Source organism: Pseudoalteromonas sp. S4492, assembly GCF_005886115.1.
Classification (GTDB): Bacteria; Pseudomonadota; Gammaproteobacteria; order Enterobacterales; family Alteromonadaceae; genus Pseudoalteromonas; species Pseudoalteromonas gelatinilytica.
Genome location: NZ_PNCP01000035.1, coordinates 1 through 21,143, shown reverse-complemented (window position 1 = coordinate 21,143; position 21,143 = coordinate 1). Strand labels below are relative to the sequence as shown.

15 protein-coding genes are annotated in these 21,143 nt (G+C 42.3%); 9 read left to right on the top strand and 6 right to left on the bottom strand.

The features are described from left to right. Positions 1-179 precede the first annotated feature (179 nt). Positions 180-2,156, bottom strand: coding sequence for a ligand-gated channel protein (locus CWC28_RS10480; protein WP_105173615.1), 1,977 nt, complete (start codon positions 2,154-2,156; stop codon positions 180-182). A gap of 118 nt (positions 2,157-2,274) precedes the next feature. On the opposite strand from CWC28_RS10480, the gene CWC28_RS10475 reads away from it, so the two are divergent. Further along, a complete protein-coding gene (locus CWC28_RS10475; RefSeq protein ID WP_138625122.1) occupies positions 2,275-3,183 on the top strand; it encodes a LysR family transcriptional regulator in 909 nt (302 codons plus the stop codon). A gap of 58 nt (positions 3,184-3,241) precedes the next feature. Here CWC28_RS10475 and CWC28_RS10470 read toward each other — a convergent pair whose 3' ends face one another. Beyond that, a complete protein-coding gene (locus tag CWC28_RS10470) occupies positions 3,242-3,859 on the bottom strand; it encodes a LysE family translocator (RefSeq protein WP_138625129.1) in 618 nt (205 codons plus the stop codon). A gap of 91 nt (positions 3,860-3,950) precedes the next feature. Next, positions 3,951-4,712: an SDR family NAD(P)-dependent oxidoreductase gene (locus CWC28_RS10465; RefSeq protein ID WP_212746796.1), complete on the bottom strand. Its 762-nt coding sequence runs from the start codon at positions 4,710-4,712 to the stop codon at positions 3,951-3,953. A 106-nt stretch (positions 4,713-4,818) separates the two neighbouring features. Between CWC28_RS10465 and CWC28_RS10460 the strand changes: the two genes are divergently transcribed. After that, a complete protein-coding gene (locus tag CWC28_RS10460) occupies positions 4,819-5,724 on the top strand; it encodes a LysR family transcriptional regulator (RefSeq protein ID WP_082873986.1) in 906 nt (301 codons plus the stop codon). Between the two features lie 127 nt (positions 5,725-5,851). On the opposite strand, the gene CWC28_RS10455 is transcribed toward CWC28_RS10460, so the two are convergent. Next, a complete protein-coding gene (locus CWC28_RS10455) occupies positions 5,852-8,305 on the bottom strand; it encodes a S9 family peptidase (RefSeq protein WP_105181763.1) in 2,454 nt (817 codons plus the stop codon). Positions 8,306-8,467: 162 nt separating this feature from the next. Here CWC28_RS10455 and CWC28_RS10450 point away from each other — a divergent pair, with 162 nt between their 5' ends. From CWC28_RS10450 to CWC28_RS10435, 4 genes are all read left to right on the top strand, one after another. Next, on the top strand, positions 8,468-9,475 hold the full coding sequence (locus CWC28_RS10450; RefSeq protein ID WP_063701247.1) for a LacI family DNA-binding transcriptional regulator: 1,008 nt from the start codon (positions 8,468-8,470) through the stop codon (positions 9,473-9,475). After that, positions 9,472-10,692, top strand: coding sequence for a glycosyltransferase (locus CWC28_RS10445; RefSeq protein ID WP_138625121.1), 1,221 nt, complete (start codon positions 9,472-9,474; stop codon positions 10,690-10,692). The genes CWC28_RS10450 and CWC28_RS10445 overlap by 4 nt, the downstream gene beginning before the upstream one ends. 149 nt (positions 10,693-10,841) lie before the next feature. Then, positions 10,842-12,068, top strand: a complete 1,227-nt coding sequence (locus CWC28_RS10440; RefSeq protein ID WP_082873990.1) for a threonine/serine exporter family protein — start codon at positions 10,842-10,844, stop codon at positions 12,066-12,068. Between the two features lie 151 nt (positions 12,069-12,219). Then, on the top strand, positions 12,220-14,460 hold the full coding sequence (locus tag CWC28_RS10435; protein ID WP_249324965.1) for a CDC27 family protein: 2,241 nt from the start codon (positions 12,220-12,222) through the stop codon (positions 14,458-14,460). A gap of 55 nt (positions 14,461-14,515) precedes the next feature. Here CWC28_RS10435 and CWC28_RS10430 read toward each other — a convergent pair whose 3' ends face one another. Next, positions 14,516-16,012 (bottom strand): arylsulfatase, encoded by a 1,497-nt coding sequence (locus CWC28_RS10430; RefSeq protein ID WP_063701256.1) that lies wholly within the window; start codon positions 16,010-16,012, stop codon positions 14,516-14,518. Positions 16,013-16,401: 389 nt separating this feature from the next. Between CWC28_RS10430 and CWC28_RS10425 the strand changes: the two genes are divergently transcribed. The 3 genes from CWC28_RS10425 to CWC28_RS10415 all read left to right on the top strand — a co-directional run bounded on the left by CWC28_RS10425 (position 16,402) and on the right by CWC28_RS10415 (position 18,980). Continuing rightward, entirely contained in the window at positions 16,402-17,193 is a 792-nt protein-coding gene (locus CWC28_RS10425; protein WP_063701259.1) for a hypothetical protein, read from the top strand. A 44-nt stretch (positions 17,194-17,237) separates the two neighbouring features. Continuing rightward, on the top strand, positions 17,238-18,407 hold the full coding sequence (locus CWC28_RS10420; protein WP_233999077.1) for a BamA/TamA family outer membrane protein: 1,170 nt from the start codon (positions 17,238-17,240) through the stop codon (positions 18,405-18,407). Positions 18,408-18,518: 111 nt separating this feature from the next. Continuing rightward, on the top strand, positions 18,519-18,980 hold the full coding sequence (locus tag CWC28_RS10415; RefSeq protein ID WP_063701263.1) for a hypothetical protein: 462 nt from the start codon (positions 18,519-18,521) through the stop codon (positions 18,978-18,980). A 91-nt stretch (positions 18,981-19,071) separates the two neighbouring features. Here the strand turns inward: CWC28_RS10415 and CWC28_RS10410 are convergent, their stop codons facing one another. After that, a complete protein-coding gene (locus tag CWC28_RS10410; RefSeq protein WP_138625120.1) occupies positions 19,072-20,556 on the bottom strand; it encodes a S41 family peptidase in 1,485 nt (494 codons plus the stop codon). Positions 20,557-21,143 lie beyond the last annotated feature (587 nt).

Sequence of the window (21,143 nt, the reverse complement as noted above, 5' to 3'; positions counted from 1 at the left end):
TGACTAACCCAATGTAGTAGAACTATTTAAAAAGCGAACTATAACTATAGTGCTATACAGCCATTAAAAAACAACCCAAAGGTAGCACCACTGGATTTATTGTCATTTTCAAAACTAAAGTTAATTTTATTAACAAAGCCAACGTAACTCGTTGGCTTTGCTTTTACTAAGGTATGGGCTTAAAAATTAAACCCTACTGATAGCCAATAACGACGACCATCTTCAACATATCCGTATTCAGCTTCGGTAATTTCTTTATTAAACAAGTTATAAACACCAAACCCTAACTTAATGCTGCGGCTTAAATCGTAGTTACCGCCAATATCAGCCAAGGTGTAATCTGGCGCAATTAAGCTGTCTTGCGACGGACCTGTTGTCGGCTGGCTTTCTTCGCCGCGGTAATGAACACGCAGCCACGTACCTAGCTTATCAACCGGGCGCCAATTAACTGAAGTTTGTAAAATATGCTTCGGTAATTGATTAAGTGGGCTGCCTTTGTATTCACCGGTTTTTTGCTCAGAATCGGTGTAGGTGTAATTGGCACTGACATCAAGCTCACTGGTAATGTCGTAAGATACTGATAACTCAAAACCTTGTGTAACGGCTTCATCCACATTGACATAGGTTGTTGGCATCGAACCAAACTGGTTTGGTCCATCCGTACACTGGGTGAGTGGGCACGAAATACGGGTAATTTTATCTTCAAATTCGTTGTAAAATACGGTGCTTGAAAGCGATAAATCACGGCTGGCATCATAGTAGATACCCATTTCGTAGTTTACTGATTTTTCAGGGCTTAAATCTGGGTTACCGTAAATATTACCACCTCGACTCACTTGCCCCCAGGCCGCGGTAGATTGACGAATATTCGGCGCTCTAAAGCCTGTAGAGATACCCCCTTTTACCGTCAACGATTTAGTCGCTGTATACACACCATACAAACGTGGGCTGAAATGCCCTGAAAAGTTACCATCATGGTCATAACGAAGACCCGTTGTGAGTTTAAACTGCTTCGTTGCTGACCACTCATCTTCGGCAAACACTGACCACTGCTCGTTCTCTACATGCGTTAGATCACTAATTTTGTTACTGGTGTAATCATCAAGCTCTTCTTTTAAATAAGCTGCACCAAGTGTTGCGTTGTGATCAGTAAATGGCAGCGTCCAACTGGTTTGCGCATCGGTATTTTCGACGTACATTTCGCGCGAAGTATTATCAAATTTATCGTACTTTAAGTAACTGCGTGATGAGCCAAAATCATAAAAACCGTTATGGCTTAGTGAATACGTTTCTTGATCGTACTCTGTGGTTGATGACTCTGGGCAGCCATTTCGGCCACAGCTTTCACCTTCAGCTAAAGGAGCAACTGTTTTGCCTAATGTTTCGTCAAGTTTTTGTTTTGCAGAGCCTACTTCCAGCATGATTTCGTGGTTATCAGAAGGCGTTAAGATAAACTTTGCTTTGATATTGCTTTGCTCTTTGCCACGAAAACCGGCTTCAAAATCGTCTTCATCACGCTTTGAAAATTGACCTGATAACTGCATACCTAATAACTCAGGTATTAAACCACCCGCAGTAAAGAAACTGCCTTGATTGATATTGCCCGATTCACTTGATTCTTGAATGGTGCTATCTAAACGCAGTTCGCCGTACCACTTTTCTGGTGTTTTGCGGGTAATAATATTGATAACCCCACCAATTGCATCTGAGCCATATAACGACGACATTGGCCCGCGAATAACCTCGATGCGCTCAATTGCCGAAATAGGCGGAGTCCACGCCCCTTCTACACCTGGACCATCACTGTTTGGTCGAGTTTCGCGTGAGGTTTGGCGCTGGCCATCAACTAAAATTAAAGTGTATTGGTTGGCCATACCACGAAGGCTAATATCTTTTCTGTCGCCACCACCTGTGACAACCACACCGGGAACATCGGTCATCGCATCGGTTAGATCACGATAAAAACGTTTTTCAAGCTGCTCTCGGTCGATAACACTGATACTGGCTGGCGCCTCTTTTAGCATTTGCTCGTAACCTGAAGCCGAAACGACGATGACTTCCATATCTTGTTTTTTGTCATCAGCGTATGCAAAATGGGAAAGACCTGCTAACACAGCAGCGGTGAGTGGTAAAACAGAAGAAACAACCCTCGTCATAATAATACTCCGTGACTTTTTGTTTATAAATGATAATAATTAGCGTTTGCATACTAATGAGAAGTCCCGATTTTCACAATTTACGATTTCTTAAAACTGAATTAAGAAGGCCTGAACCATGAATTCCAAGCTGATCAAAACATTGCGTGTATTTTCTCGTACTGTTGAAACGGGCAATATGAGCAGTGCAGCTGCAGAGTTATCGATGACCACATCGGCTGTCAGTCAACACATTAAGCAATTAGAGCAAGAAATCGGGTTAAGCCTATTTAACCGCAGCCCACGCGAACTCACATTAACCGAAGCAGGCCACTTGTATTATCAAAGCTGTTTGAAAATGTTGGCACTGGCTGATCAAGCCAGTACACAGTTACAACACTTACAAAATAAACCCAGTGGTGAGCTCAAATTAGTTGCGCCTGTGGGATTTGGCGGCGGCCTATTAAGTGAGCCTTTAGATCGCTTAATCAACGAGTTTGATGATTTACGTATTCAGTTAATTTTAACTGATGAGCCAATTGATATGATCAAATGCGGCGCTGATCTAGCGATTGCGATTGGCCCTTTAACTGACTCAAATCTCGTTGCTCGTAAGTTAGCTACTTGGCCGTTAAAGCTATGTGCTCATAAAGACCATGCAATTAGTAAACTTGATAAGGCTAATTGGGAAGACCTTAGCAACTTTGCCCGTATCGCGCACAGCAACGCCGACAGTAATGCGTTTAACCCGTTAACGCTGGCAAGTAAGCCATTACCAAAAGCAAAAATCACCGTAAATAATATGCAAAGTTTAATTAAATTAGTGTGTGATGGTGTTGGCTATGGCGTGCTACCAGAGCCAGAAGTAAGGCATTTATTAAAATCGAAAGAGCTGGTTGAAATTGCACCCGAATGGGCAATGCCAAATTACACTGTTTATGCAGTGACTCCAGCGAGAGACAGCTTAGCGGCAAAAACAAAAACCGCCATTGATACATTAAGACTGTGCTTTAACCATGTGTCTAAGCAAGTTGAATTAGTTGATTAAGACGCTACAAGGATAATACCCATTTGCCGTATGCGGATGGGTATTATCCAAATTAGCGTTAACCCAGCGCCAGCCAAACGCCCACACACATCATTAGCGCGCCAGCAATACGGTTTAACCACTTCACATTATCGCCTTTATCTAAAAACAGCCTTAAGCTCTTTCCGCCTGTTGCGTAAATCAACATACAGATAAATTCGCTCAGCATAATAATGCTCACTAATACAGCTAGCTGTGGGGCAACTGCTAAATCAACATTAATAAACGGAGGGAGTAAAGAAATCATAAATGCCCACCCTTTTGGGTTTGCAATGGCAGTGATATACCCCTGCGAAAATAATTGCCCACGACCAATATGTTGCTGTGTATCATCATTAGGTTTAAAGCTGGTTTTAGCGCGCCACATATTAACACCTAAGTATATTAAGTACGCGCCACCTAGGTATTTTAAAAAGGCAAATAAATCAGGGTAATTAAGCATAATACTGGCAACCCCAATCACCGCAGCAATGGCTACCGTGGCAACGCCTAACACCTCACCGACCATCATCCACAGCGTACGTCTAACGCCCACACTCATCCCTAACGTCATGGCGAGCGTCATACACATACCTGGTGTAATAGACACAAAGAAAAAGGTCGGAATAAAAACCGCGAGTACTGCTAAATCGAGCATAAATGCAATCACATGTTTATTGCTTAAAAAGAGAAAGCGATTAAATCACATTCACTTAAATAAGCAAACAAACACGCGATTGCTAACAGACTTATAAAAACATACCGCCCGATGCTTCAATGCGCTGCCCGGTCACCCAACGGTTTTCATCACCGAGTAGCTGCGCAATCATAGGACCAATGTCATCAGCTTGGCCAACGCGCCCCATGGCTGTAAATGAACTGACTAATTGCGCAACCTGCTCATTATCACGGACAGCACCGCCACCAAAATCAGTGGCAATTGCACCGGGTGCGACGACATTCACGGCAATATTGCGACCAGCAAGTTCTTTTGCCATGTATTTGGTTAATACCTCAACGGCCCCTTTCATGGTGGCGTAGGCCGCTTTTCCTGGTAATGCAAAACGTGTCAGCCCTGAAGATAAGTTAATAATACGCCCGCCATCATTGATCATCTCATGCAGTGTTTGCGTTAAGAAAAACACCCCTTTTACATGTACATTCATCAAATTATCAAACATAGCTTCACTGGTATCAGCAAATGCACTATCACTGCCATGACCTGCATTATTGATTAAATAATCAAATCGAGAGGTTTGCCATTGTGTTACTAAGGTACTTTCAAGTGTTTGTTTGAATTCAGCAAAACCTAAAATATCGCTCACATCAAGTTGGATGGCGACGGCTTTTGCCCCTAGCGCTGCGACTTCCTCTACAACTTGCTGCGCTTCATCTTTATGGCTTCTGTAAGTAAATACGCAATCAATGTTCTTACGTGCCAAACTTAAAACTGTATTTTTACCTAAACCGCGATTACCACCTGTGATCACTGCAATTTTGTTGCTCATCATGTTTACCTTTTGCTTTGGAGTTATTTTGAGCAACCAGTATATTTACACTGCAAAACCAGATAAACCATGTAAAATTGAATTAACTGTTCGTAAATAACAAACAATCATGAATGAACTAAATGCCATGAAAACCTTTGTTCAGGTTGCAGAGCTAAAAAGCTTTTCGGCTGCAGCACTTGCACTGAGCATGCCTAAATCATCTGTCTCGCAGTTGGTCAAACAACTCGAAGATACGTTAGGTGCTCGGCTTCTAAACCGCACAACAAGGCGAGTCACGCTGACCAACGAAGGCACAGTTTTTTATCAGCGCTGCAAAGATATGCTTGCTGATATAGACGAACTACAAACCCTTTTTCATAAAAAAGACGAAGCGTTATCAGGGCGTCTTAGAGTAGATATGCCACAGCCAATTAGCAGACGCTTAGTGCTGCCGAATCTAGACAGTTTTTTATCTGCACACCCACAATTAGAGATTGAACTGAGTAGTTCTGACAGACGAGTTAACCTAATTGAAGAAGGCTTTGATTGTGTAGTACGAGTCGGTCAATTAGAAGACTCATCGCTGATTGCGAAAAGAATTGGCCACTGCCCGATGATTAACTGTGTAAGCCCAGGTTATATTAAAAACTTTGGCAACATCACAAAGCTTAGCGATTTAGCCGAGCACTACATTGTTCGCTATAGCCAAACACTCGGTCAACTTGACCCCGGCTTTGAATACCAGGATACACAAGGCGATTGGCAAACCCTCACCATGAAATCACAGCTCACAGTCAACAATACGGATGCTTATAAAGCAGCGTGTTTAGCAGGGCTTGGCCTTATTCAAGTGCCTCGTCATGGGGTTCTCGACGAGCTCAGCCGTGGTGAACTTATCCAAGTTTTACCTGACTACAACTTACCACCCATGCCTATGAATATTGTCTACCCAAATCGACGTCACTTACCAAGGCGCACCCGAGTATTTATTGATTGGTTAAGCGAGCAATTAAAACCGATTACCCAGAGTTAGTGTTAAATAAATACTCCTCATTGTTAAATCGATTCTTTTAAAGCGGCTTCTAATAACAAAAACACTACCGTTAAAATAAAAATCCCCGCTTAAAGGGCGGGGATTTTTTATGTAAGTAACTAAATAATTACTGAGTAACACCGTCAGCGGCAACTGGCTCTGCGGGCTTTTCGTCACTTAATAAGTATTTATCTAACCACTGCTCTTGCTCCCAAAGCACATGTAGCAGGCTCTTACGAGCACGATAGCCATGCGCCTCATAAGGTAACATCACTAAGCGGGCTTCTTTACCTAGGCCTTTTAATGCAGCATACATACGCTCACTTTGCATTGGGAAGGTACCCGAGTTTGGATCTTCTTGACCGTGGATCATCAGCATAGGCTCATTGATTTTCTCAGCATGGAAAAACGGTGACATCGCCGCGTACACATCTTGCGCTTGCCAAAAATCACGCTCTTCACCTTGGAAACCAAATGGCGTTAGGGTGCGGTTGTAAGCACCACTGCGAGCAATACCGGTTTTAAATAAATCGCTGTGCGCTAACAAATTCGCCACCATAAAGGCACCATAAGAGTGACCGGCAATGGCAATTTTGTCTTTATCTGCCACACCCTTTTCAACAAGTACATCTACCGCAGCTTTAGCACTTGCAACCAGCTGCTTACGGAATAAGTCGTTCGGCTCTTTACCATCAACACCCACAATTGGCATTTTCGGGTCGTCAAATACGGCAATACCTTTTGCAAGATAAGGCATTGGCCCCCAATAACCGATATAGGTAAACTCATATGGCGATTCGCGCATTTGTGACGCAACGGCTTTATCTTTGTATTCAAGCGGATAAGCCCACATTAGAACTGGTAACGGGCCTTGAGTTGCATCATAACCCGGCGGCAAATAAAGCGTACCACTAAGCTCAACGCCGTCATCACGCTTGTATCGAATTAACTCTTTAGTCACTCCTTTAAACTCTGGATAAGGGTGCTCAAAAGTCGTAAGTTGGGTCAGGGTTTTATCGTCTAGGTCGCGAATAAAGAAGTTAGGTTGCTCAGTTTTAGATTCGCGAATGGTAATTAAACGCTCGCCTTCGTCATCAAGCATGGCACGCACACGCTCATAATATGGCGCTTCTGATTGCCAAACGCGAGTTGTGGTATTGGTTTTTACATCATAACGGTCTAAAAACGGAATATTGCCCTGTTCAGAGGCACCATTACCACGTAAGAAAAGATAACGGCCGCCAACAACTTTTAATACGTCAGCGCCTAAATCATTCTTTTCATAGATTGGGTAACCTGGATCTTTATAAGCATCGTTATAGCTGCGCTCTGAAAATAGCACACGGTTTTTATCTGCATTACGCGGTTGAATTACAAAGACGCGCTCTTGTCGATCGCTAAAGCGCCACTCAGATAACAAAGCAACATTGCCATTGCCCCAAGCGATTGAATCAAATCGGCGTTCGACTTTAGCAAATAACTGTGGATCACGTTTAAAAGGTGCTCTTAGGCTATAAAGGTGATCGTGATAAGGCACGTCGGTTTTCATATCGCCGCCGTCTTGCGCTTCTGCCCAAATGACTTCAGCGCCTTGATCTGCTCGCCATTGAAAATCACGGCGACCAGTACGCACACTGTCATAGCCTTGTGGAATGTTATCTGCTAAAGACTGCTTCGCAAGCTCTGCTAACGTATAGCCACGCATGCCCCAAATTTGCCAAGTTGCAGCAAATCGGCTGTAAGGCACTTGATACGAAAAAGGCTCATCAATCATACCAACCAAAATATTGGTAGAATCAGGCGAGACCGAAAACGATTTAATTAAGCCCGGTTGACCAATTGGTTGGCCTTGACCACTGAGCGGAATATAAGTCAATTGGCTTTGTGCAAAGAATTTAAATTGCGCTTCATCATATGGGCTAGTTAGCAAATTTTGATATGTACGCGCAGGTGCTTTTTCACCACTGCTTTGTTGGATAACCGGCACGACTTGCGTGCTGTCATTGCTGATGCGCGTTTTACCAATATTGACCGCGGCATTAGCAACAATGGCGCTACTATCTGGCAGCCAAGTGTAAGGTGTGCTGGTTAAAACCGAGTTCAGCGAGGTATCACTGAGCTGGCGGGCTTGTTTAGTGCTTACATTATAAACCCATAGATTAGCACTCGTTGCTTGCTCAACCACAAACGCCAAGTACTGGCTGTCGCTTGACCAACTTGGTGAACGTAAAATACCGTTTGGCAAACCCGACACAACAATTTCAGAACCGGTTTCGACATGCTTAAGCACTAAAGATGTAAATTTATTTCGTTCTCTCGAGCGCGAGAAATTAGCTGGATTAAGCTTAATACCTGCAAGCTTTAACTCTTCTTTGGCTAAGTCTTGTAAGGTATCGATGCGTTTTCTATCAAATAACGCCAACCACTGACCATCATTCGATAAATAACTACTCGGTGCAAGCTTAGCATCAACCACAGCAGCCAGTGCAGGCGATGGGGTTTGATAACCTTGATTGGCAAAACTGGGTGTGCAAACAGCTGCGCCAATGACCAGCGCAAAAAGCAATTTGAATGCTTTCATGTTCGTTCCTTTTTCGTTTTTATTTTCTATTCTGTAAACAAGTAGAACATGTTTGCAGCATTTCATAAAGAGTTTCGACTCTTTTAGCAGCCAATCAGTGACTTAAACTGCTAAATTACGCTAAAATAAAAGCACTCTATTCACCACTTTTTGCTAATAAAAATGAAAAAATCGACAGGCAAAGTCACAATTTGGGATGTTGCTGAACAAGCGCAAGTTTCAAAATCAACCGTGTCTTTGGTCCTTACCAACAGTGATAAGGTCAGTAAAAAAAGTAAAGAAAAAGTACTGGCTGCCATTGATAAGCTTGGTTATGTGTATAACCGTGATGCTGCAGCACTTCGCAGCAAACGCTCAAACCTCGTTGCGTTGGTTATAAACGACTTAACCAACCCCTATTCAGCTCAGCTTGCTGTTGGTCTCGAAAAACACATTTTTGAACTTGGCATGCTGCCAATGCTCGTGAATATTGCAGAGTGTGTAGAAAGACAAACCCAAGTGGTAAAAACCTTAAAAGAATACAACGTTTCGGCGTTCATCATGTGTCCGGCTCCGGGCACACAACAGCAGTGGCAGGATGATTTAATAAATAGCGGCTTTCCGGTTATTAATATCATGCGTGAAATTCCGTTTTCAGCAGCGCCGTGTATTTTGCCTGACAACAAAAAAGGCACGCACATTTCAACCAGCCATATTTTATCACAAGGCATTGAAGAAATAGCCTTTTTAGGCGGCACGGCAGAAATATCTGATTACCATGAACGGTTAAGTGGTTTTTTGTCTGCGCTTGATCAATTTAATATCACCGATGAAAAACCCGTTATTCAAGCGCCGACAAATCGCCAAGGGGGCCGAGAAGCCTTTAATACCCTTATAGAGCAAGCACCAAATACCAAAGCCATTGTCTGTTTTAATGATGTGATTGCCTATGGCGCGATTGAAGCAATGCGTCAACACGGCCTAGAGCCGGGTCAAGATATCAAAGTTATTGGCTTTGATGACTTAGAAGATTCGCGCTTAATGCTGCCTTCTCTTTCAACCATCGCCATTAATGCCGATGAAATCGGTAAACGCACCTGTCAGGTGTTAAAAGAACTCTTAGATAAATCAACACCCCCAGTTCGCACTTTGGTGGATGTTAACTTAAAAATACGAGACTCAAGTCAATGAAAAAAGTGTTAGTGATCGGCTATGTATGGCCTGAGCCTAATTCGTCGGCAGCCGGCACCCACATGATGTCACTCCTGCGCGCCTTTCGCGCAGAAAACTGGCAAGTTGAATTTGCAAGCCCCGCGCAAAAAACCGAGCACATGGTGGATCTCAGCGTAGATGGCATTACCACACAGGTCATTGCATTAAACTGCTCAAGCTTTGATGAGTACGTGCAAGCGTATAACCCTGATATTGTGATGTTTGACCGCTTTATGATGGAAGAGCAGTTCGGTTGGCGAGTCGATAAATACAGCCCTAATGCACTTAAGATTCTTGATACCGAAGATTTACAGTGCCTAAGAAATGCCCGCCACGACGCTCATAAAGCAGGTCGAGCATTCAGCCATAGCGATTTACACAGTGATATTGCAAAACGAGAAATCGCGGCTATTTTACGCTCAGACATCAGCTTAATTATCTCGCACTACGAGATGCAGCTGCTCAATGACGTTTTCAAAGTCGATAGCGCCCTACTTCACCACTTACCATTTTTGGTTGATTTACAGCATATTCCCACCAGCACCAAAGCATTTGCTGAGCGCAAACACTTTATGACCATAGGTAATTTTCGTCATGCGCCAAACTGGGATGCTGTGTTGTACTTACAACAAATTTGGCCGCTGATCCGCAAGCAATTACCTGATGCCGAACTCCACATTTATGGCTCTTACCCGCCACCAAAGGCGACAGCCCTTAACAATCCGAAAACCGGATTTTTAATTAAGGGCTGGGCAGATGATGCCTATAAAGTAATGGAAGATGCCCGTGTGTGTTTATCGCCACTACGTTTTGGGGCGGGTATTAAAGGCAAGTTACTCGAAGCGATGATCATGCAAACGCCAAGCGTAACAAGCCCAATTGGTAGTGAAGGCATGCATCAAGACGAACCATGGTCAGGTGCAATCTGTGAAGATGCACAGCAATTTGCTGATGCAGCAGTGGCACTTTATCAAGATGAAGCGTTATTTACTCAGGCACAGCAAAATGGCCAGCTGTTATTGCAAAAATATTATGACAAATCAAAACTTCAATCGCAGTTAATCGCTAAAATTACCGCTATTAGTGAGTCATTAGCACAGCATAGAGAGCTAAATTTTACAGGCCAAATGCTCAAACATCACACCATGCGTTCGACCCAATATATGGCGCAGTGGATTGAAGCAAAAAATAAGTAATTTTGCCGTAAATAACACTAGACATAGCGGCTTTTGCCGCTAAAATCGCGCTGGTCAATTTAAGCGATATAGTCTTGCTATTAGACTATATCTTATTGAATTTTGGTCTATCCTTAACTGAACAATTTAACCTTTGGTTCAAAACGCCTTTGAAAACCGCAACGTTTACTGAAAAACGAAAATTTATCGTGAAGCTTGGCAAAATGCTTCATAAATACGGTACACCTGCATACCGACTAGAAGCGCACTTAATGGAAGTTGCGACTTACCTCGGCTTAAAATCATCTTTTGTTATGTCGCCAACATCTGTCACCTTTGTTATTTGGACAGATGGTCACGAAGAAGAGTACACCCATGTTGCGCGTGTTGATCCGGGCGATCACGACTTAGGCTCGCTGGCAGATACCGATGACTTAGTAAACAAAATGCTCAACGGTGAGCTAACGCTACAAGAGGTCGATAAACAACTCGACATCATTTATAACCTGCCAAACCCATATAATAGATTTATGACCGGCGTTGCTTTTGCAACCTCTGGCGGTGCATTTGCCATGTTAATGGGCACAGGCTGGAATGATGTATTTTGGTCAGCACTGATCACCTTAGTGGTGTATTTGTTTGTGCTTTGGTCAACACGCTCAAAACGCGTTGCGCATATGCTTGAGCCTTTAGTTGCCATTGTTTCTGCAATTATCGCGTGTGCGGTCAGTGTTTACCTAGACGCCGAAATAAACATTCGATTGGTGGTGCTTTCAGCCATCATTGTGTTTATACCCGGTTTAGCATTAGCACTTGGATTAGCTGAGCTTGCAGCAAGGCACTTGGTGTCTGGTACAGCACGGGTGATGGACTCATTCATGCTGCTGTTTAAGCTGTATTTTGGTGCTTTCATTGGTATTGGTATTGGCTTCGCTATTTTTGGTCAAGCAGACTACGTGCAACCAGAGCCTTTACCAAAATGGACCGCATGGCTTGCTATATTCATGCTCTGTAGCAGCCTAATTGTCATTTTTAGAACCAAACTAAAGCATGCGGGTTGGTCTATTGCTTCTGGCTTTATCGCGTATGGCACAAGTATTGGTTCTGCCATGTATCTAGACTACACATTGGGCACATTTGTTGGCGCTTTATCTGTTGGAGTGTTCAGTAACTTGTTTAACCGTGTTGCTAATGCACCCGCCTCCATTGTTGCCATGCAAGGCTTGATAGTATTGGTGCCAGGCAGTAAAACCTATATTGGTTTGAACTCATTGATTGAAGGTCAAGATTTCGTGTATGCCGAACATATTGGTCAACAAACCTTCTTGATATTTATGTCATTAGTGGCGGGGCTTATCTTTGCTAACGTCGCGCTGCCACCGAAGAAAAGTCTATAACTTACTTAGCCCGAGTTTCTCGGGCTTTTTCTTTTTATTTCACCTTACATCCCTGATTTTATTGCTGCTGTTTGCCTACCTGACTTTGCTTATCAATAACAAACTGATATAACTCTAAGTGCATGTGGTAAAAATAAAAAGGATTTATTCAGTGATAAGATTGGCTTGGCTGTTATGCAGCTTTTTCGCATTTAGTGCATTTGCAGAACCCCAGTGTGTGAACTGTCATCAAAGCCAAGTTGAAGACTGGCAAACCTCCCATCATTTTCATGCTATGGAAAAAGCCACTCCCGCTTCAGTGCTTGGTAATTTCAACGAACAAACCCTCGACTATCAAGGCCAGCAAGCGCGCTTTTATCAACAAGACCAACAACTTTTTATAAGCATGCCAAACCTTGAGGGCAAGCTGACTGCTTACCCTGTTTTATACACATTTGGCTATGAGCCATTGCAGCAATACATGTTTGATATGGGTCAAGGCCACATTCAGCTGTTTCCATTTGCATGGGACTCACGCAGTAAAACAAACGGTGGCCAGCGCTGGTTTGTACTGCATCCTGAGCAGAAAAAACATGACCTATTTCATTGGTCGCAAAAAGGCCAAAACTGGAATCACATGTGTGCCGATTGCCATTCAACGGATTTCAAAAAGCAATTTGATCTTAAAACAAATAGCTTTGATTCAACTTATTCAAGTATTAACGTGAGCTGTAAAGCGTGCCATGGCGATACACAAGCTCATTTAAAATGGGCTGATGGCGATAGCAGTATTGCTGAAAAAGGCTTTACGCATAATATTAAAAAGCAAACCCCACTGTTTACTCAACACGCTGATGGCAGTATGCAGAGCGTGCAGCCTCTGGTAAAAAGCGAGCAAGTGCAAGTGTGTGCAACCTGTCACTCACGCCGCTCACAACTCGACGACCGCAAAGACCCTCATAGTTTTTTACAACACTTTCAAGGCTCATTACTGACTCCTGAGCTTTATCACGTTGATGGTCAAGTGTGGGACGAAGATTATGTTTGGGGCTCATTTTTACAAAGTAAAATGTTCAATGCAGGGGTAACATGTAGTAACTGTCATAACCCTCATTCGGGAAAATTAAAGCTGCCGGGTAATCAAACCTGCACGCAATGTCATAGCCAAGAGGTGTTCGATACGCCTAAACATCACGGTCATAAAGTGGCAAGTACAGGCAGTCAATGTGTTGATTGTCATATGCCCACTACTACTTATATGCAAGTTGATGCAAGGCGCGACCACAGCTTTCGGGTACCGCGTCCAGATTTAACATTAAAAACCAATGCCCCAAATGCCTGTAATAGCTGCCATGAAGATAAGACACCGCAGTGGGCGGTTGCCAAAATAAAAGACTGGCATCCTCATTCAAAACACCTTGGCACTGCGCATTTTTCGGAGGCGTTTTATGCTGCCGATAATCGTTTACCTAATGCCTCAACCATGCTGACCAAAATAGTGCAAGATAAAAGCTTTCCTGAGATTATTCGCGCTTCAGCATTAAGCCGCTTAGCAGCAAGCCCGGATAATAATGCTGTCGTTGCGATTGCTCGCTCAGTAAAAGACAACGAACCATTAAAACGCCAAGCCGCCATTGAAGCGGCTATGCCATTTGATATCAATCAGCGCTGGCGCCTATTAAACCCGCTTTTAGATGATGAACATTTACCCATCAGAGCCGAAGCTGCAAGAGCACTGGCGGCCATGTTAATTCAGCCATTTCCGGCTGGTCTTAATGAACAAGACAGCAAGCGCTTAAATGCAGCCCTTGATGAGTACAAAGGCATTCAGCAATACCAAGCAGAGCGTGGCTATTCCCATACCAATTTAGGCAATTTGGCGCTCACATTACAAAAGCCTGAGCAAGCCAAAGCACATTACCTGCAAGCAATCAGTGTTGAGCCTATTTTTGCTCCTGCTTATGTCAATTTAGCAGATTTATATCGTAATCAAGGTGATGAAAAAGCAGCGCAAACCATCTTAAAACAAGGCTTAGACGTAAATGCAGAAAGCGGCGATATTCATTATGCCCTGGCAATGAGCCTTATTCGCACAAAACAAAAAGACACGGCCCTTAACCATTTACAAAAAGCCGCGCAGTTCGCACAAGAAAATGCAAACTATCAGTATACCTACGCGTTACTGTTACAAGATTTAGGCAATATGCCCGCAGCCATAGCGGCCCTTGAGCGCGCCTTTAATCTAACACCGAATAACCCGGATATTAGCTACAGTTTGGCACAGTGGTATGTGGCACAAGAGAACTACAAACAAGCGCTGTTTTATGCCAGAAACCTCGCCCGCTTGGTACCGGGTAACCAACAAGTTGAGCAGTTTGTAAAACAGCTCGAAATGATGAATAGCATCAATTAATAAGTATTAAAAAAGGGCCTAACAGGCCCTTTTCAACTTAACTTATGGATAATAATTAATGACCATAGTTTAGTGATTTTGCTTTTTCGATTGCTTCATTCACGTTAAGAGACGCTGACTCTTGACGTGGTGGGAACTCTACAAAAGATTGTACATGTTCGTTTAACTTAGCAATGATTGGCTGTAGCAACCAGCTCTTACGCATGATTTGGTGGAAACCTGTTACTCCATCATAGTGCTCTAATGGATCTTTACGTAAGTTAAATAGCTTAGGCATGCTATGAGTTACCATGTCTTCGTAATATAAGCCATTTGGTTTAGTCGCAAAGTGCATTTTCCATGGACCAAAACGCACTGCTGTAAGCTGTGACTCATAGTAATAGAAGAAATAGTTACGCGCAGACTTATCCGCCTTGCCAGTCCAGTAAGCTAGGTTGTTTTCACCATCAATATACACTTTATCTGACTTTTTAAGCTTTTCACGTAAGTTCTTTTCACCTAATGCAGCCGCAATTGTAGGGAAAACATCTTCATGCGATGAAATACCATTTAGCTTTAAGCCTTTTGGTATTTTGTTTGGCCAACGAACTAAGAAAGGCACACGTACGCCGCCTTCCCAAGTTGTCATTTTTTCACCGCGGAATTCAGTTGTACCTGCATCAGGCCAGCTTGATTGCTCAGGACCATTATCACTGGTGTAAATAACAATGGTGTTATCGGCAATTTTTAGCTCATCAAGTTTATCAAGCAGCTTGCCTACATGACCGTCATGTTCAATCAGGCCACTACCAAATACGTCTTCTTCCGAACTAATGCCCGTCGCTAAGTTTCGGCTTTCAGGTTTTAAGTGAGTGTAAACGTGCATACGGCTAGACGCATGCCAAATAAAGAAAGGTTTTTTTGCTTTAACTGCACGTTCCATAAAGTTAAGTGAGCGCTCTAACACTTCTTCGTCAAAAGTTTCCATACGTTTACGAGTAAGTGGGCCAGTATCGATGATTTTGCCGTTGGCGTAAGATTCGATAACACCACGTGGACCAAATTTTTTCACAAACTTAGGATCTTTCGGGTAATCCGCTTGTTCAGGCTCTTCGGATACATTGAGGTGATACAAGTTACCGTAGAATTCATCAAAGCCATGCTTTGTTGGTAAGTGCTCATCTAAATCACCTAAGTGGTTTTTACCAAATTGCGCAGTCATGTAACCGCGATCTTTTAAAAATTCAGCTAGCGTAGGATCGGCTTCTTTAATGCCAAGCGGGTTACCCGGTTGGCCTACCGTTGTTAAGCCTGTTCGAATTGGTAATTGCCCCATTAAAAACGCAGCGCGACCCGCTGTACAACTAGGTTGTGCATAGTGGTCTGTAAACAACGCTCCTTCGTTAGCAATGCGATCAATATTGGGGGTTGGGTAGGTCATACCGTGCGAGTATGCACTGAGTGAGATTGGCGCAACGTCATCAACCATAATGGCTAATACGTTTGGTTTATCTGCTGCTAGGCTTACCGTTGAAACTAAGCCACAAATAGCCGCCGCTATTAGTTTTTTCATAAATCATCCCTTTTCATTAATAGTACTTTTTACTCTAGATGAGCAGCTTTCAGTATAGATTAAAAAACAAACCAGTCTAGTCTCTAAAAGCGGCAAAAACGATTTAAATCAAATTTCCACAAAAATCACACATTTTTATTAAGCCACTGAAAAACAATAGCAAAACAATACTTAAGTGCTTTTTGATTGCCTCGTTTTATTAACTGAGGCTTGTTCGATTTTTGTTCTCGCATTTGTCACTATTTTTATGCTATTTTTATTTCAGAAAGGAATAAATGGATGCCTCTTTAGAGGCTGAAGTCGAGAATTTATTAAGCTAAAAGTATCTAATTTCAACTTATATAAACTAAAAAACATTAATTTTTCAAACTTTTGTGTAAGGAAAACACATGACTTCTCTTCGATTCCCCTCTTTACTAACGCTTATGATTGCAGCTTCGAGCCATGCGGCTGAGAAAAAAGAAGTACAAGACATGTCAGACCCTCTGGCCGTTTATACTCAAGTAGGAGTTGGCGCTACAAATAAAGGGCTCAATTTCAAAGTTGGCCAAGCATACGATACGGGCATAGCAACAACTGCCGGCATGAATGTGATTGAAGTAAAAGGCATATATGGCGATGCGCTAGGCTGGGAGAGCGATAGCAAAACGACGGATTCAATTGACTCATTCCGCTTTCGAAACTTCTCAGTTGACTTAAGCACTATGAGTGCAACACAGATTGATGCCAACTATAACCTAAATGCCAACCTTGTTGCTGACGAAAGTATGGATGTTTCGTATAGCTATATAAAAGCACTAAAACCTATGGGGCGTTTTACCTTTTACCCGTTAGCTGGTGTGGGTGCATCGCTCGGTGAAAATACGTTAGAAGATGATGGTAGTCGTGACAGTGGTTATTCCATTATGGGAGCCTATGGTTTAGTGGGTATGTATGCAAAAATTACTATTAACGATAAAATTTGGCTTAACTACAATCCATTTTGGCTAACAACTATCGGCGGTAGCGATAACTATAAAGACCACTACTACGGTCTAAACCAAAGTCATATTTTGACCCATGAGTTTGCAGCAAGTTATCAAATTAACCCGCGTATGAATCTACGCTATTTCGCAAATTGGAATGAAAACGTTGACTTTATAGATGGTGATCATCGTCTAGAATTTAATTATCAGCTATAAATTAAAATGTGAAATAAAGAATAAACAACAAGGTAAGGGATTAAGTGAAAAAAGTTGTATTAATAACTATGCTTGCAGCAAGTTTGTTAAGCACACAAGGCGTTGCATCAAGTTACGATGAATATGCAATAAAACCTGCAGAGCAGCAATTAAGTAATCAACAGCAAAAAGTTGATGAGCCCATTTCATTTTTACCTATTCCGACTTTTATTACAGAGCCAGCTGTAGGGCCTGGTCTTGGTGTTGTTGGCTTATTTTTTCATGACAACGAAAAGAAAGCCAAAAAGAAGAAAAAAGACGGCTCTACTCTGCCACAAAGTATAAGTTTGGTTGGCCTCATGGGCACTAAAAATGGCACCAAAGGCGGCGCTGTTGGTCATATTACGTTTTGGGATGAAGACCGTATTCGCTATCAAGGGATTGTTGGCTGGGCGAGTATAAACCTTGATTTTTATACCTTCGACGAGATCAAGCTACTCACACCATTATCGTTGAATATTGAAGGTCCGGCGGTGTTTCAAAACCTTAAGTTGCGCTATGACGACAGTAACTTTTTTTACGGCTTTAAACAGATTTATCGTCAAGTAGAAATAAGCTTAGCCGAAAACCCTATCGAAGATTTTCTGCTCGAAAACGATATTATCAAGGACCACCTTTCACTTGATGTAAATACGTCAGGTATTGGCCCATTAATAGAATACGATAGCCGAGATAACCCGCTTAACCCTGAGCGAGGTTTTAATTATAAGGCCGAATATTTATATTATGATGAGGCAATTGGCAGTAAAGTTGATTACACGAGCTTAAAGCTTACCGCCTTAAATTACTGGCGTTACACCGATAAATTCAATTTTGCTCTGCGCATGCAGTATGACTCAGTTAATAACCGAGGAGAGAAACGCTTACCGGTATATATTCCGCCAAGTATTAGCCTTCGCGGTGTGTCTGCAACTCGCTATCAAGGCCTTGATGTATTTGTTACCGAAGCAGAAGCGAGCTATAAAATCACTCACAAAATAAAACTCAATGTGTTTACTGGCATGGGCTGGGCAGCCGATAACTTTTCTGACTTATCAAAAGCTGAAACCATAGACACTGTTGGTGCAGGCTTTCGCTATTTAATTGATGAGCATTACGGAATTAGTATTGGCTTAGATGTAGCCCATGGCCCTGAACAAAACGCAATTTATATTCAGGCGGGGTCTACTTGGTAACTCAAACTAATACTTTTGTTATTAATTTAACAATAATTTAAACCTAAAGATTGAATTAATTTATTTCATTGCTATTATCAATAGCTCATTAAATATTCAGGGATTGAACGGATGCATAAAAAAGTATCAACCAACCATTATCCATTCAAAGATTTTAAACCCCATGGGCTTGTCGAGTTTTATCAACGTGAACATGTGCTTTTAACGACTGCTACAGGGCCTTTCAACGAAGAGATTATTGACGCGCACTCTTTTATGCAAAAAGATTACATCAACAAGCTCAGCGCTGATTATGGTCAATGGTTTGAATTGGTTGAGTTTGAAAACTCATGCATGGCAACACCCGGTGCACTTGAAAAACTAATGGTGTATTTTGTTGAGCTTCGACGTAAAGGCATTGCGCCGGCCAAAACAGCTTTAGTGATAAAAGAAGGGCTTGAAGGCGGTAGCTTGTTGAGTGATACCTACTGCAATTTATATAAACGAGCAGGCATGGTAATGAGTGTATTTAAGTCAAAAACAGCGGCCCTTAACTGGTTAGCAGAAGAGCCTGTGACTGAATTAGCCAGTTAACACACAATTTAATTTAAAAAGTGTTGCTCTTCTTCAAGCAAGGTCACTCCCCTTAGGGTCTACCAAACGCTTAGCTAAAGATACTGCTTAATTACAACTCAGCTATCATTTTAACAAGCGCTTGAGTTGTCCATTCAAGTTCATTGAATTTAATATCAGGTTGATAATAAAAGCCTTTTTTTCTGGGTCTATTTACATAGACCTTTATCGGCAGAATGACTTTAGCAAAACCTGAAGGTAAGGTTTCGAGCCTCACTTCCATATAGGTAGAGTCAGTACTACTTGGTGCGCCAACTAATTGTGTGTTTGCAAACAGCTTAAAACTATCCAGTGCATCTAGACAAGCGCTGGCACATTGCCCTGGCACAATCACATAAACGGGTGTAGTAAACTGACTGGCGTTTTTTGGCATTGCTTGTTGCTCTGCTGAGACTATCTCGACATAAAATTGTTCACCCTTATCATAAGCCGCCTGCATACTTTCGTGGGTTGTCTTTAACCATTGATACCAAGGGCTAGCCGTATCATAGCTTGCAACTACATCGCCAAAATAGTCAGTATTGCCTTTAGAAGTTCGCCACCACACTTGGGTATTTTTGTGTAACTTATAGCGGCCATATTTAAATTGTTCACTGCCCCAAAGTGCTGAGGCTATTTGCTCACTCCACATCGATGAGCCACCTTGATTATGGCGAAGATCAAGTACCACAGCTTTAGCTTGCATTAACTTATCATGTTGCTGTTCAATGGCGCTCAGCATCGTTTGGTAATCTGCTTGTTGCTGCTCATTGGGTGCATACGTTGGCATACTGATCCACGCAATATCCTTTAAAGGCCAATTAAGTTCGATTGGTAACTTATCGCCATTGTAAGCATGTTTAAGTTTGCCACTGACATCATCAGGCCTAATACGCCAATTTAACTTTAAGCTGTAAACAGAGCCGTCGGCTTTTTCAAACGTGCAGTGATTAAGCGGCGACAAAAACGGGTTTCCGTCATCAATAGTTAGTCGCCAGCCATGATTCCACCAACTACCGGGTTGCTCAACTTCGCCGTAATAGCGAAAAACACGCTCAACGAGCAAAGTATTAATTGCTGTATTATCACAGCTTACGAGCTTATCACCCTTGGCAACTGTATCTAATTCGCTGTAATACACTTTTAACGCATCACCGCGCCATACAGTCGAAAAGCCCGGCCAACTTCTTTGTGGTTTTAATTCACTTGGTAAGGTATCAATCGCTCCAGCGTGACCATCTTGTAGAACAGTTCTAAATCGTGCAATAGCCGCAGCGAAACCTTGTGAACTATGCGCTTTTACAGCCAGCTTTAAGCCTTCTTGCTTTGCTTTTTCAAGCTGTTTAGCAAAGCCTGGATTACGTACATCATGCATACCAGGGTGATTGATAACCGATAACTGATAAGCCGCTTCAACATCTTTTATAGCAAGTTCAGACCAATTAATTTCAGAGTGAGTGACTGTACGACCCTCATCGGCGCGACATAGATTCACACCAAAAGGGCTAAAGTTTAGAGCTGTAAAGATGAGTGATAAGTAAAGCGTCAAGCGTTTCATAAAAATCCATTTTAAATAATTATTATGTTTAAAAAACACCCTATTTAATCACTAAGGTATTGTTATGGCAATAAAAAGGACTTCACATGTGAATAGATTAAAAAAATTCATCTATCAGGTTTATTTTAATCGTTTGTCGATTTAGAGGGATTACTCTAAAGTTAACCCATCAGCGCTTTTAAGCTAAACAGCTTCACACCATTGAGAGTGTATGCGCTAACCGAATTGTTGTCACAAAAAGTCTAGCTTGTGTGTTCTCTGGGCTTTTTTATATACCGAGTTATTGCGCATGCGGTGACTCAACCAAATTGTTGTCAAAAGCTTAGCTTGTGTGTTCTCTAAGCTTTTTTATTCCGAGTCACGGCACTTGCGGTGACTCTACCATATTGTTGTCAAAAGCTTAGTTTGTGTGTTCTCTAAGCTTTTTTATTCCGAGTCACTGCACTTGCGGTGACTCAACCAAATTGTTGTCAAAAGCTTAGTTTGTGTGTTCTCTAAGCTTTTTTATTCCGAGTCACTGCACTTGCGGTGACTCAACCAAATTGTTGTCAAAAGCTTAGTTTGTGTGTTCTCTAAGCTGTGGTATG

Bases quoted from the DNA above. Each gene is read 5' to 3' on its own strand.
- CWC28_RS10480 (WP_105173615.1), bottom strand. From the start codon at position 2,156: ATGACGAGGGTTGTTTCTTCTGTTTTACCACTCACCGCTGCTGTGTTA.
- CWC28_RS10475 (WP_138625122.1), top strand. From the start codon at position 2,275: ATGAATTCCAAGCTGATCAAAACATTGCGTGTATTTTCTCGTACTGTT.
- CWC28_RS10470 (WP_138625129.1), bottom strand. From the start codon at position 3,859: ATGCTCGATTTAGCAGTACTCGCGGTTTTTATTCCGACCTTTTTCTTT.
- CWC28_RS10465 (WP_212746796.1), bottom strand. From the start codon at position 4,712: ATGATGAGCAACAAAATTGCAGTGATCACAGGTGGTAATCGCGGTTTA.
- CWC28_RS10460 (WP_082873986.1), top strand. From the start codon at position 4,819: ATGAATGAACTAAATGCCATGAAAACCTTTGTTCAGGTTGCAGAGCTA.
- CWC28_RS10455 (WP_105181763.1), bottom strand. From the start codon at position 8,305: ATGAAAGCATTCAAATTGCTTTTTGCGCTGGTCATTGGCGCAGCTGTT.
- CWC28_RS10450 (WP_063701247.1), top strand. From the start codon at position 8,468: ATGAAAAAATCGACAGGCAAAGTCACAATTTGGGATGTTGCTGAACAA.
- CWC28_RS10445 (WP_138625121.1), top strand. From the start codon at position 9,472: ATGAAAAAAGTGTTAGTGATCGGCTATGTATGGCCTGAGCCTAATTCG.
- CWC28_RS10430 (WP_063701256.1), bottom strand. From the start codon at position 16,012: ATGAAAAAACTAATAGCGGCGGCTATTTGTGGCTTAGTTTCAACGGTA.
- CWC28_RS10425 (WP_063701259.1), top strand. From the start codon at position 16,402: ATGACTTCTCTTCGATTCCCCTCTTTACTAACGCTTATGATTGCAGCT.
- CWC28_RS10415 (WP_063701263.1), top strand. From the start codon at position 18,519: ATGCATAAAAAAGTATCAACCAACCATTATCCATTCAAAGATTTTAAA.
- CWC28_RS10410 (WP_138625120.1), bottom strand. From the start codon at position 20,556: ATGAAACGCTTGACGCTTTACTTATCACTCATCTTTACAGCTCTAAAC.